Raw genomic sequence first — 11,359 nt, forward strand, 5'->3', positions numbered from 1 at the left:
CATGCATTTGCGGCTCTTCCGGCGGACGCCGGTCTCCTCGCTCACCCATGCCCGCCACCTGTCCGAAAAACTGATCGGCCGTGCCGGCGAGGCCGAAGGCACCAGCCTCGCCGCCAGTCTGGCCGAGCGGTGCCGGTCGTTCGACGACGGAGAAAGGCTGACCTATTTCCACTGGCTGGTCGATGCGCTGCCGCCGCTGCAGCCGGCATTGCTCGACGCCGCACGGGCGTTCACCGCGGATCCCTCGGTGGCCAATGCCGCGATGCTCACACGGCATGCCGAACCCCGGCGGCAGAATCTGCTGCGTCGGCTGAACGCCGCGCCAGGCGGCACCGCGCTGATCGTCGCCCTGCGCGCGCAGCTCCAGCGCCTGCTGCCCGACCATCCCGAGCTGCAACCGCTCGAAGACGATATGCGCCATCTCCTGGTCTCATGGTTCAACCGCGGGTTTCTCGATCTTCGCCGGATCGACTGGAACAGTCCTGCCGCGATCCTGGAGAAGCTGATCGAATATGAGGCCGTCCACGCCATCAGCGGCTGGGACGATCTGCGCGGCCGGCTCAGCGGCAGCCGACGCTGCTACGGTTTCTTCCACCCTGCCCTGCCGGGCGAACCGCTGATCTTCGTCGAGGTGGCGCTGACCGACGGCATCAGTGACTCGATCGGGCCGCTGATCGATCCAGCCGCGCCGGCCGGAAGTTCCAAGCCGACAACCGCGATCTTCTATTCGATCAGCAATTGCCAGCACGGCCTGCGTGGCATCAGCTTCGGCAACCTGCTGATCAAGCAGATCACGACTCAGCTCAAGGCCGAGCATCCATCGTTGCGAACCTTCGCGACACTCTCCCCCGTGCCCGGATTCCGGCGCTGGCTGGATGCCAGGGACGGCAACCGGACGCCCAAGGACGATGAACTGCGCCAGTTATGCGCCATGTATCTGTGCGGCGACGATGCGGCTGGGCGGCAGACCAGCGATCCCGTCGCCAAATTCCATCTCTCCAACGGCGCGCGGCTCGAACGGATCAACCTCGCCGCCGATCCCTCGGACAAGGGGCTAGCCCAGAGCCATGGCGTCATGGTCAATTATCGTTACCTGCCCGAGCAGATCAACGCGAACGTCCAGCGCTTCCTTGCCGAAGGACAGGTCGCTGTGTCCCCGCCGGTCGCCAGGTTGCTCGGTCGCCCCGCGGCGCTTCACGAAGGGCGATTGTAGCGTACCGCCGCAACATGGGCCCCCCGGTGTCGGGTTGTTCGCCCGAGAGGGCAATGCGCCGCCGCAAACTACGCGGCAGTCGAATCATACATTGCCCGCGCCACCCGCGCGACACGGCTCGTGCTGCCGAGCATCAGCATCCGCCGCTGCGGCAGATTGAGCTTGTCCAGGATCATGTGGACATGGTTCTTGACCGTGGCCGGACTGATGCTGAGCGCGCAGGCAATCTCCTTGTTCGACATTCCCTCTTCCACCAGAGAAGCGATTTCGCGCTCGCGTCGCGTCAGTTGCGCGTCTCCCACGGGTCGACCGCGCGTCGCGAGTTGCGCGACACGCTGCAACAACCGCGTGGTGAGTTGGGGCGGGCACACCGGAACGCCGCTTAGCGCGCGCTTGGCTGCCTGATTCAGGTCAGTGATCGTGCCGTCATGGTCGACGAACGCCGTCACCCCGGCTTCCGCGCCCGCCAGCCCTTCGTCCTCGCTGGTCATGCCGAAACCGATCACCAGCACCGGCGGCGAGAGCGCGCGTGCAGCCCGTGCCGCTTCCCGGGAACGCTCGTGCGAAATATCGACAAATACGATCTCCACCGTGCTCGCGGCGAGCGCGCCGGAAAGTTCCTCCGCCGAAATGGCGCCCACCACCTCGAGGTCGCCGATCCGCGCCAATCCCGCCGCGATTCCTTCTCGATAGATCAGGACGTCGCTCACCACGAGCGCGGGTGGTCGCTTCCTGTTGCCTGCGTCGCCGTCGCGATGGCGCTCCATCCCTGAACTCCTTCTGATTACGCCGCTCCGGCCGACTTCAATAAAGCCGATCGGCCAATGGCGGGGCCGGACCAATACTCGCCGGGGGAAATAATCCTGCCCCCAACATTTTGATTAACGCCGTGTTATTCACGGAGCGCGCGACCTACCGAGCCAAGAAAAGTCCTTGGCCGTCGCTAAAGAGCAAAGGAAACCCCAAGCAACCAGGTGGCGATGATCATAGTCCCGATCCGGCCAATCGAAAACTGGATTTAAGATCAATACGGTGTTTTCGACGATTCTCTGTCGCAGAGCGGTCGACTTCCCGTCGGCCAATTGTACGGATGCGACATTATAGGCCAAATGGTCCGGACCATGGTTCGGACACAGGTCCAGCTGATGACCCCAGGCCGTTGACCCGGGCCTTCCTCCCCACCCTTCAGTTCATGCACGCACCGCCGACATGAGCCTAGCTTGCCTCCCTGACCTCAAAGGGATGCGCAATGACGATCCGCGTATTGCTCGGCGCTTCCACGGCGATGGTCAGGTCCGCGCTGCACGGCGCGCTCGCAGAATGTGAGGATATCGAACTGGTCCACGCCGCCACTCCCGAAGCCGATATCGTGACTGGTGATGTCGACGTCGTCATCCTTCACCAGGCGGCGATGCGCGACTTCCCGGACGCGCTCCGAGTGATCTTCGACGCGCCGCATATCGGCGTGGTGGCGATCGGCGAAGACGGACAGGCGGGCGATCTCTACCGCTTGGATCGTCAGGGGTGGCGTTTCGGCACCGGGGACCAGCATGGACTCGCCGATGCGATCCGCGCCGTGGCACGGGCCGGCTGATGGCCCAGCATCAGGCCATCGCCGCGGTCACCGCCGCGATCCGCGGTCTGATCCGCGAACGCTATCCGCGCGACGCGTTCAATTCGCTCACCGTCGAGATGTACCAGGCCAAGGACGTCGAGAAGGGCCTGACCGGTGATGGCTTCGCGATCCTGCCCTGGCGCGTGACGATCAACACGCAACGCCGCGCCCGCGGGCCGCGCGTCGACATCTTCGGGCGCCGTTTCAGGCCCTCGCTGCCGATCGACGTCAGCTTCCTGATCATCCCGATCGCTTCATCGGCGGAGAAGCAATTGCGCATGCTCGGCTGGGTCATGCGCGCGCTGGAGGATGCCGGGACGATCACCGCCGCCCAGCTCAACGACTATCTCACCGAGGACGACATCTTCACCATCGAGGAAGATATCGACCTGGTCTGCGATCCGCTTGCTCTCGCCGACCAACTCAACATGTGGGATCGCATCCGCAAGCACCCGCTGTTCGTCAATTATCTCGTCCGCATGGTGCTGATCGACAGCAACCAGGCGCTCGACGACAGCGGCGAAGTGCTTGAGCGCGGCTTCGGCGTCGGGGTGGCCGAGGAAGCGATATGACGCTGGTCCTCGTCTCGCCCGACCGCTTCACGCGCCACGTTCCGCTCGGCTTCGCCTTCCGCGACGCGTCGGATCTCGGCCTTGTCGGCGATGGGCTCGACATACGCATCGTCGATGCCGGGCGCCCGTTTCGCCAGGCCGTGCTCGGCCCGACGCCCAGCGGTACCTGGATGACTCCGCGCCTGCCCGGGCTCAGTTTCGAGCTTGCCCAGAAGCCGGCCGACTGGCCCGCCAAGGCGCGCAACTTCAAGGTATCGGTCGACGATCCCTTCCAGCGCTTCCTGCCGCTGCGGTTCGAGGCGGCCTTGCCGGTGCGTGGCCGGTTCATCTGGCCGGCCTGGGCCGGGCTCGACCAGGCGAAGATCGCTCCGTTGCTGCCCGCCGGTGCCCCCGCCGGATACAAGCCGAACTATCTCCCCCTCTTCCCGTCGATCGCCTGCCCCGCATCGGGGCCGCGCTCTACCGTCCGGGCTCAGCTCGCCGAGCGCCAGGCGGACGGCACCGACAAGCCCGCGGCCTGGGCCGTGATGACGGTGACGGTCGACGGCAAGATCATCGCGCTCGGCATCGCCGGGGCGAACGGCTCGATCGCGGCGATCGGGGGCTATCCGGCGCTTCCATCCCAGACGCCGGAAGAAGCGACCGCCGGCCGGGACGCAGTCACCTGGAGTGCGGAGATCGCCGTCTATTGGGACGAGCTCACCGACGAGTTGCCCAAACTCGACGCGATCCTGGGCCAGCTTTCGAGTCCAGCGCGCATCGCCCTCAAACAACTCAACAAGGACGATCCCCTGCCTGGCCAGCCGCTCACGCTCGGTCGCCCGCTCACGCTCGTCTCGCTGAAGTCGGCGAACGTGCGCCTCTCAACGCTCTACCTCAAGCCGAATTGATCGAGGAGACTGCCCATGCCTGAATATCTCGCCCCCGGCGTCTTCGTGGAGGAAGTCTCCTACCGGGCCAAGTCGATCGAAGGTGTCAGCACCACCACCACCGGGTTCGTCGGCGCGACGCGCTTCGGCCCGATCGACATCGAGCCCGACGTCATCACCTCGCTCGTCGAGTTCGAGCGAATCTATGGCGGCCGCCAGCAGCTCGAATTCGTCGGCACCACGCTCGACAATTACATGTGGCACGCGGTCCGCGCCTTTTTCGAGGAAGGCGGCAAGCGGCTCTATGTCGCCCGCGCTTTCCAGGGGAATATCGACACTGCCTGCGCGAAGGTCGCCGGCGCGTTGGTCCCCCCGGCCAATGTCGCGATCCGCGCCCGCTTTCCGGGCAAGGCGGGCGAGGCCCGGGTGCGGCTGCAATTCTGGGTAAGCCAGAACCGCCTGGTACTGGAGCCGATCCCCAACAGCGGCGGCAAGCACAAGGCGATCCTGCGCTCGTCGTTCGATCGCGACACCGTCTATGTCGGCAACGATGCCAAGAAGGGCATCTATTTCATCTCCTACGACATTCAGAAGGACCTGTGGAATTTCGAGAACCAGGACGGCACGGCCAAGTTCGAGCTGCAGGAACTTGCCGAAACCAACGCCACGATCCGCACCATCACCGCAAGCGTCTATGTCGAGCCCAGCGAGCCCGGCCTGCCCTTCTTCGCCGTTGCCAATCTGGCGCTCGACCGCGGGCACAGGACAGGCGGCGCGCCTGATTCGATCTTCGACTATTTCGCCGCCGAGCCGGCCAATCTGTCGGCGTCGCGCTCGATCCCGATCGTCGTCGCCGCGCTGACGGCGGAGGACGCGCAGATCGAGAAGACGGCCGCCGACAAGGTCAAGGCCGATGCGGACAAGGCCGACAAGGACGCCAAGAAGGTGGTCGACGCCGCCAACAAGGCGGTCAAGGACGCGCAGGACGAAAAGGACATCGCCGACGGCAAGCTCGACACCGCGCTCGATCATCAGGCCAATCCGCAGCCGGGCGACGTCCAGGCTACTCTGGATGCGGCGGTCGTGGCCGCCCAGGCGGAGGTCGACGCGGCCCAGGCCAAGATCGACTTGGCGCTGCCGAAGGTGCAGCCAGCGATCGACGCCAAGGCAGTGACGGCTGCCGCGCTCGTCGAAGCGACCGAGCGCGCCAAGGTCGCCGCCGACATCTTCGCGACCGCCGGGGACGACAATCCGCCGCGCAACGGCGCCAGGATCGCCACCGACTATCTTGCCGGCAACAAGGCGGACAATCGCTTCGTCATCACCGATCTCGAAGGCACGGGCAGCGACGCGGCCAAGGCGCGCAGCGAAGGCAAGGCGCCTTTCCTCGACGCGGTGTTTTTCCTGGCCGGGGGCAAGGACGGCGAAGTGCCCGGCCCGGACCGCTATGTCGGTGAGGAAAATCCGACGACCAATCGCAAGTCGGGGCTGAAGGCATTCGAGGATATCGAGGATATCTCGATCGTCGCCGCGCCCGGGTCGACTTATGGCCTCGCAGCCAGGATCAACGCTCAGGCGACCGCCAACGCGCTGATCAGCCATGCCGAGCGCATGCAATATCGCATCGCGGTGATCGACAGCATCAAGGGCCAGTCGATCGCCGATGTCCGGGCCTATCGCGCCATGTTCGATAGCAGCCACGCGGCGTTCTATTACCCGTGGGTCCGGACGATCGATCCGAACACCGGGCTGGAGAATTATTTCCCGCCATCGGGCTTCGTCGCCGGCATCTATGCCCGCAACGACATCGAGCGGGCGGTCTTCAAGGCACCTGCCAACGAGGTGGTGACCCTGGCCCTCGGCTTCGAGAAGCTGATCAACAAGGCCCAGCAGGAAGTGCTTAATCCCGAGGGGGTCAACTGCTTCCGCTTCTTCGAGGGGCGCGGCATGCGGCTCTGGGGCGCACGCACCATGAGTTCCGATCCGGAATGGAAATATGTCAACCTTCGCAGATACTTCGCTTATCTCGAGCGCTCGATAGACAAGGGCACGCAATGGGCCGTGTTCGAACCGAACGGCGAACGGCTATGGGCGAACGTGCGGCGCACGATCGAGGATTTCCTGCTCAACGAGTGGCAATCCGGCGCGCTGCTCGGCGAGAAGCCAGACCGCTCCTTCTTCGTGAAGTGCGACCGCTCCACCATGACCCAGAATGATCTGGATAATGGCCGGCTGATCTGCCTGATCGGGGTCGCCCCGTTGCGTCCCGCCGAATTCGTCATCTTCCGCATCGGCCAGTGGACGGCCGACCGCAAGTCATAAGGGGTCATTGTCATGGCAGTGCTGAGAGCGAAACGGCCATATGTCCAGTTCAACTTCCTGGTTGATCTGGGCGACGGCAATCCGGAGAGCCCGGAGGCGGGCTTCCAGGAAATTAGCGGCATCGGAATGGAGGTGACCGTCTCCGAATACCGTGCGGGCAACAGCATGGAACCTTCGGTGATGAAGATCACCGGCATGAACAAGTCGACCGACGTCACCTTGAAACGCGGCGTGATCGGCTCGCTCAACCTCTACAAATGGCTCGATCAGATCCGCAATGGCGACCAGGACGCGCTACGCACCGTCACCATCACGCTCAAGAGTGAAGACCATAGCCAGGACGTCCAGGTCTGGAAGCTGCTCCGTGCGCGCATCATCAAGCACACCAGCGGCCCGCTGAACGCCAAGGGCACCGACGTGGCGATGGAGGAACTGGTCCTCGCCTATGAGCGGCTGGAGATGGAATAACCCATGTTCGCCGGCGACGCCCTTCCCGGCATTCGCGTCGACATCGCCCCGGCGCCCGTTGCCGAGGCGCTGCCGCGCATGGACGTCGCCGTGTTCGCGGGGTTCGCGCAGCGCGGCCCCTGCCATGTGGCGATCGCCATATCCAGCGTCGCCGCCTATGAGGCCGTGTTCGGCGGCGACTGCCCGCTGGCCTATGACGAGGACGGCGGGCGGCGACTGAGCGGCAACCTCGCGCCAGCGGTGCGTGCTTTCTTCTCCAACGGCGGCACACGTTGCTGGGCGATCCGCCTGGCCGAGACGACCGAGCTTGCCGACATCCGCGCCACTGAACTGGGCGCGCCGGATCCAGGGTCGAGCCCCGCCTCCGCAGGTAGCTTCCTGATGCCCGGCCTGCTGTGCCGGCTCCCTGCGATCGACGACAATGCGAGCATCATCCTGCCGGCCAGCCTGAACGCCGCCAGCCTCGGTTCATGGTCGGACGCGATGCAACTCGCGGCGCGTGTCTCTCGCCGGCCGGTGACGATCGCTGGGCAGAGCAAGCTGCGCTACGGGCTGCGCTTCGCCGATCCGGGCGTGCTGACGCCGGGCGATCTGATCGAGCTGACCGGCGGTAGCGGCGTGGTCAGGCGCTACGCCAAGGTGGTGCGCCTGGCGGACGGCGATGTACTGGCGCTGTGGATCGCGTCCTTCGCCCGTATCGTCGAGGCCGGGAGCGGCCCGCCGGTGGTCAAGCAGGGCCATGCCATGATCGCGGGCGAGACGGGCAGCTTCGAGGCCAGTCTTACCGAAGGCACGGTCTGCACGCTTGTCTTCACTGACAAGAATGTGCCGCTCGTGCGTGGCCGCTGGGTGCGTTTCCAGCATCAGGGCGAAGCTGATTGGCTGCGCATCGACGCGCTGCGGGTCGATGCCGTGCAGGACAACAAGGCGTTCGGTCCGGCTTGGCAGCAGGTGGCATCGCGCATGCCGGCCGGCCCGCTCGCCGCGTCGAAGGTCACGATCGATATCGCCGAGCACCGCCCGGGTGCGGATCGGGTCCATACCGGGCTTGCACTGACGCCCGAAAGCGCCGGGGCGATCCAGGGGCTTGTCGATGCCGACCTGTATCACCGCGACCGCACCAACCGTACCGCGGCGATCCGCCCCGGATTCGCCGTCACGGGCGAGGAAACCGATCGCATCACGCTCGCTTATGGCCAGGCCGATTTCACCGAGATCGCTGCCCGGTTCGGCACCCAGGCCTTCACCTCGGCGGATCGCCTGGCGCTCCGCTCCGCCTGGCTGCCGGTCGGGCTCGATGCCGACTTTGCCGAATCGTGCGGACCTGTGCCCCGCCCCGAAGATCCGCTGGTGCGCGACGGGCTGTCGCGCTTCGACGAGCGGCTGTTTCTCGACCCGCGTCTTGCCGGCTTGCGCGGTCCGACGCTGGTCGAACGAGTCCAGGCGATCCGCGACCTGGGCGAGCAGCCCGTTTTCGGAGTCCATGCTGCGTTCGACATCGACGGCGACCTGTTCCCCGAACCAAGCCTGCTCGCCGTTCCCGACGCGATTCAGCCGGGCTGGGAAATCGACGGTACGACCGACAATTTCCCACCCCCCAAGCCGGGCGCCCCGGTCCTCGCCAATTGGCGCAACCATTCGGGCGGATGCGCGCCCACTACCATGCCCGAGCTGACAGAGCCGGATTTCAGCGGCTTCCTGGATTGCTCGACCCGTTGGCTTGCTCCGCCCGAACTCGACTCGCTGCAGAATCCGATCGCTACGGACGACTTCACTTTGTCCTGGTCTCCCGGCCCGGCGGGCAGCGTCGCCGTGCTGGAAGAGGCTGCGCAGCCGGATTTCACGGACGCGGTCGAGCTTCTGCGCGAAAAGAACGTCTCCGCCTACGCCATCCCCGGACGCGCCCAGGGCGTGCATTATTACCGCCTGCACTTCGAGCTGGACGGAAATGTCTCGGCCTATGCCGCCGTCAAGGCAGTGCTGCGCAAGGCACGCTTTGCCGCGACCCGGGCAGAGGTCAAATCGCCGCGCCTCGCCGAGCTCCACACGGCGATCCTGCGCATCGCCGCCGCCAATGGCGACTTCTTTGCAATCCTCTCGCTTCCCGCGCATTTTCGTACCGCGGATGCGACGGGCCACGCCCGTGCCCTCGCCACGCTCGCTCCTGGAGCAGGGTCGTCGGGCCAGCTCGGCGCGGACGAAGCGCGGCTTCTCTCGCACGGGGCGGTCTATCATCCCTGGCTCGTCGCCCGGACCGGCAACGGCCTGCTCTCCGCACCGCCCGACGGCGCCGTGGCTGGCCTGATGGCGACGCGCGCGCGTACCCGCGGCGCCTGGATCGCACCCGCCAATGATCCGCTGCTCGACGTGGTCGGGCTCGACCCCTCGCTTCCCGAACCCGATCTGCTGTCGCTCGACCGCGCGCGCGTCAACATGATCCGCCAGTTGCCGGCCGGTTTCATGCTGCATGACGCCGATACGCTCTCGCCCGAGCGTGAATGGCGTCCGATCAACGTCCGCCGGCTGATGATGCTGCTCCGCCGCACCCTGCTTCGCCGCGGCATGACCTATGTGTTCGAACCCAATGGCCCGGTGCTGCGTCGCGCGGTCGGGCGCAGCCTGACCGAGACGCTCGACGACCTTCAGTTGCGGGGCGCCTTTGCCGGCGCGAGCTCGGAGAAATCCTTCCGCGTCGCCGTGCAGCAGAGCGAAGCCGATATCGACGCCGGCCGGCTGATCGTCGAGGTCGGCGTTGCCCCGTCCCAGCCGATCCGCTTCCTCACGCTCCGCCTCGTCCAGCAGGGCGCGCGGCTTTCGATCATCGAGGAGGCGTGATGGTCGACGTTCCGCGCCCCTTCATCGCCTTCAACTTCGCGGTCGAAATTTATCCCGACGGCAAGAGCGATCCGCTCGCCAAGGCGAGCTTCGCGGAATGCGACGGGCTGGAGATCACGCACGAATTCAAGACGATCCGCTCGGGCGGCGCCAATGATCACGCGTACCGCGTGCCCGGCATGATCAGCTACGCCAACCTCACCCTGAAGCGTGGCCTCACCGACAATTTCGATCTCTGGAAATGGGTCGCCGACTCGGTCGCCGACCCGTTCCTGCGCGCCAATGCAGAGGTGGTGATGTTCGCCGCGGACGGCAGCACCGAACGCGCGCGCTTCCAGCTCAGCCGCTGCATTCCAGCCAAGATCAAGGCGCCCGCGCTCAACGCCAAGGACGGCACCATCGCGATCGAGGAATTCGCGATGGCTTATGAAAAACTCCAGCTCGCCATGCCGGCCCCGGCGGGAGGTAAAAAATGAGCGAGCAGGTTCTCGTCATGGCGCAGATGATCGAGCTCAAGCAGGACCTCTCGATCGAGAAGCCCGGCGGCAAGAAGGTCTTCGTCCAGTTCAATCCGGAATCGATGAAGGTCACCTTCGCCAATCAGGTCGCCGAGCCCAAGGGCGGCGACCAGAAGGCAGGCACCGCTGGCCGCCAGTTCGTCGGCGCAGGCACGACCAAGCTGGCCCTGACGCTCTGGTTCGACGTGACCGCAATGGCCAAGAACCCGGTCGACGATGTCCGGCGCCTCACCACCGAGATCCTCTATTTCATGACGCCGCAGGAAGCGGAGAGCGACAAGAAGAAGCTTGCCCCTCCCGGCACGCGCTTCTCCTGGGGCTCGTTCATCTTCGACGGCATGGTCGAGGCGTTCGAGGAGAGTCTCGAATTCTTCTCCACCGCCGGCAAGCCGCTCCGCGCGAGCGTCACCCTGACGCTCGCGCAGCAGAAGATTCTGGTCACTGACTATTCCAAGACGACCGGCCTGGTGCCGTCACGCCCCGGCCAGCGGCCTTTCACTCCGGCGCCGCAGAATGCCAGCCTGCAGAATATGGCGGGCGCAGCGGGCAAGGATGACTGGCAGGGCGTCGCCGCCGCCAACAATGTCGAGGACCCGCTGCGCATGCCGCCGGGGGCGCTGATCGATCTCGATGCGAGTGTCGGTGTCGGCGGCAGTGCCGGCTTTGGTGGCGGTGCGAGCTTCGGCGTCGGGGTTGGTTTCGGCGCGAGCGCGTCGATGGCGCCGCCGAGCGTCGATGCGGGCGCCGCGATCTCGTTGTCCCCGAAACTGTCGATCAATTGAGGAGCGGGCAATGGCTGTCGTCATCGACGAATTCGAAGCGACCGGGGAACCGGCCAACGACGCCAAGGGCGATGCCGGTCCGCCGCAGGAACCGCGCCCACATGAAACCCGGCGCCGCGTCCGCGCCGTCGCCATCCGTGCCGCCCGTGTCTGGCCGCGTTGATC

Annotated in this window: 11 protein-coding genes; 10 read left to right on the forward strand and 1 reads right to left on the reverse strand. The window is 65.7% G+C overall.

From position 1 onward, the window contains the following. The first annotated feature begins 1 nt into the window (after window position 1). Entirely contained in the window at window positions 2-1,213 is a 1,212-nt protein-coding gene (locus ACZ1I2_RS15145; protein WP_465176692.1) for a malonyl-CoA decarboxylase, read from the forward strand. 68 nt (window positions 1,214-1,281) lie between these two features. Here ACZ1I2_RS15145 and ACZ1I2_RS15150 read toward each other — a convergent pair whose 3' ends face one another. Beyond that, complete coding sequence (locus ACZ1I2_RS15150) at window positions 1,282-2,055, reverse strand: response regulator transcription factor (RefSeq protein ID WP_465173316.1); 774 nt, start codon at window positions 2,053-2,055, stop codon at window positions 1,282-1,284. 407 nt (window positions 2,056-2,462) lie between these two features. Between ACZ1I2_RS15150 and ACZ1I2_RS15155 the strand changes: the two genes are divergently transcribed. The 9 genes from ACZ1I2_RS15155 to ACZ1I2_RS15195 are packed head-to-tail and all read left to right on the forward strand — an operon-like array spanning window position 2,463 to window position 11,357. Further along, window positions 2,463-2,807 (forward strand): hypothetical protein, encoded by a 345-nt coding sequence (locus ACZ1I2_RS15155; RefSeq protein ID WP_465173315.1) that lies wholly within the window; start codon window positions 2,463-2,465, stop codon window positions 2,805-2,807. Then, on the forward strand, window positions 2,807-3,400 hold the full coding sequence (locus tag ACZ1I2_RS15160) for a Pvc16 family protein (protein ID WP_465176691.1): 594 nt from the start codon (window positions 2,807-2,809) through the stop codon (window positions 3,398-3,400). The genes ACZ1I2_RS15155 and ACZ1I2_RS15160 overlap by 1 nt, the downstream gene beginning before the upstream one ends. Next, window positions 3,397-4,290: a hypothetical protein gene (locus ACZ1I2_RS15165; protein WP_465176690.1), complete on the forward strand. Its 894-nt coding sequence runs from the start codon at window positions 3,397-3,399 to the stop codon at window positions 4,288-4,290. The genes ACZ1I2_RS15160 and ACZ1I2_RS15165 overlap by 4 nt, the downstream gene beginning before the upstream one ends. Window positions 4,291-4,305: 15 nt before the next feature. After that, complete coding sequence (locus ACZ1I2_RS15170) at window positions 4,306-6,591, forward strand: phage tail sheath family protein (protein ID WP_465176689.1); 2,286 nt, start codon at window positions 4,306-4,308, stop codon at window positions 6,589-6,591. A 12-nt stretch (window positions 6,592-6,603) separates the two neighbouring features. Continuing rightward, window positions 6,604-7,059 carry a phage tail protein gene (locus ACZ1I2_RS15175; protein ID WP_465173311.1) on the forward strand — a complete coding sequence of 152 codons (456 nt, stop codon included), beginning with the start codon at window positions 6,604-6,606 and terminating at the stop codon, window positions 7,057-7,059. Window positions 7,060-7,062: 3 nt separating this feature from the next. Beyond that, a complete protein-coding gene (locus ACZ1I2_RS15180) occupies window positions 7,063-9,894 on the forward strand; it encodes a phage tail sheath C-terminal domain-containing protein (RefSeq protein WP_465176688.1) in 2,832 nt (943 codons plus the stop codon). Then, a complete protein-coding gene (locus ACZ1I2_RS15185) occupies window positions 9,894-10,370 on the forward strand; it encodes a phage tail protein (protein ID WP_465173309.1) in 477 nt (158 codons plus the stop codon). The genes ACZ1I2_RS15180 and ACZ1I2_RS15185 overlap by 1 nt, the downstream gene beginning before the upstream one ends. After that, complete coding sequence (locus ACZ1I2_RS15190; protein ID WP_465176687.1) at window positions 10,367-11,194, forward strand: CIS tube protein; 828 nt, start codon at window positions 10,367-10,369, stop codon at window positions 11,192-11,194. The genes ACZ1I2_RS15185 and ACZ1I2_RS15190 overlap by 4 nt, the downstream gene beginning before the upstream one ends. A 10-nt stretch (window positions 11,195-11,204) precedes the next feature. Beyond that, on the forward strand, window positions 11,205-11,357 hold the full coding sequence (locus tag ACZ1I2_RS15195; RefSeq protein ID WP_465173307.1) for a hypothetical protein: 153 nt from the start codon (window positions 11,205-11,207) through the stop codon (window positions 11,355-11,357). Window positions 11,358-11,359: the final 2 nt, after the last annotated feature.

The organism is Sphingomonas sp. BL-S-29 (assembly GCF_055521495.1).

What these genes read in the sequence shown, in the direction of transcription:
- ACZ1I2_RS15145 (WP_465176692.1), top strand. Translation starts at nt 2, where the DNA reads ATGCATTTGCGGCTCTTCCGGCGGACGCCGGTCTCCTCGCTCACCCAT.
- ACZ1I2_RS15155 (WP_465173315.1), top strand. Translation starts at nt 2,463, where the DNA reads ATGACGATCCGCGTATTGCTCGGCGCTTCCACGGCGATGGTCAGGTCC.
- ACZ1I2_RS15160 (WP_465176691.1), top strand. Translation starts at nt 2,807, where the DNA reads ATGGCCCAGCATCAGGCCATCGCCGCGGTCACCGCCGCGATCCGCGGT.
- ACZ1I2_RS15165 (WP_465176690.1), top strand. Translation starts at nt 3,397, where the DNA reads ATGACGCTGGTCCTCGTCTCGCCCGACCGCTTCACGCGCCACGTTCCG.
- ACZ1I2_RS15170 (WP_465176689.1), top strand. Translation starts at nt 4,306, where the DNA reads ATGCCTGAATATCTCGCCCCCGGCGTCTTCGTGGAGGAAGTCTCCTAC.
- ACZ1I2_RS15175 (WP_465173311.1), top strand. Translation starts at nt 6,604, where the DNA reads ATGGCAGTGCTGAGAGCGAAACGGCCATATGTCCAGTTCAACTTCCTG.
- ACZ1I2_RS15180 (WP_465176688.1), top strand. Translation starts at nt 7,063, where the DNA reads ATGTTCGCCGGCGACGCCCTTCCCGGCATTCGCGTCGACATCGCCCCG.
- ACZ1I2_RS15185 (WP_465173309.1), top strand. Translation starts at nt 9,894, where the DNA reads ATGGTCGACGTTCCGCGCCCCTTCATCGCCTTCAACTTCGCGGTCGAA.
- ACZ1I2_RS15190 (WP_465176687.1), top strand. Translation starts at nt 10,367, where the DNA reads ATGAGCGAGCAGGTTCTCGTCATGGCGCAGATGATCGAGCTCAAGCAG.
- ACZ1I2_RS15195 (WP_465173307.1), top strand. Translation starts at nt 11,205, where the DNA reads ATGGCTGTCGTCATCGACGAATTCGAAGCGACCGGGGAACCGGCCAAC.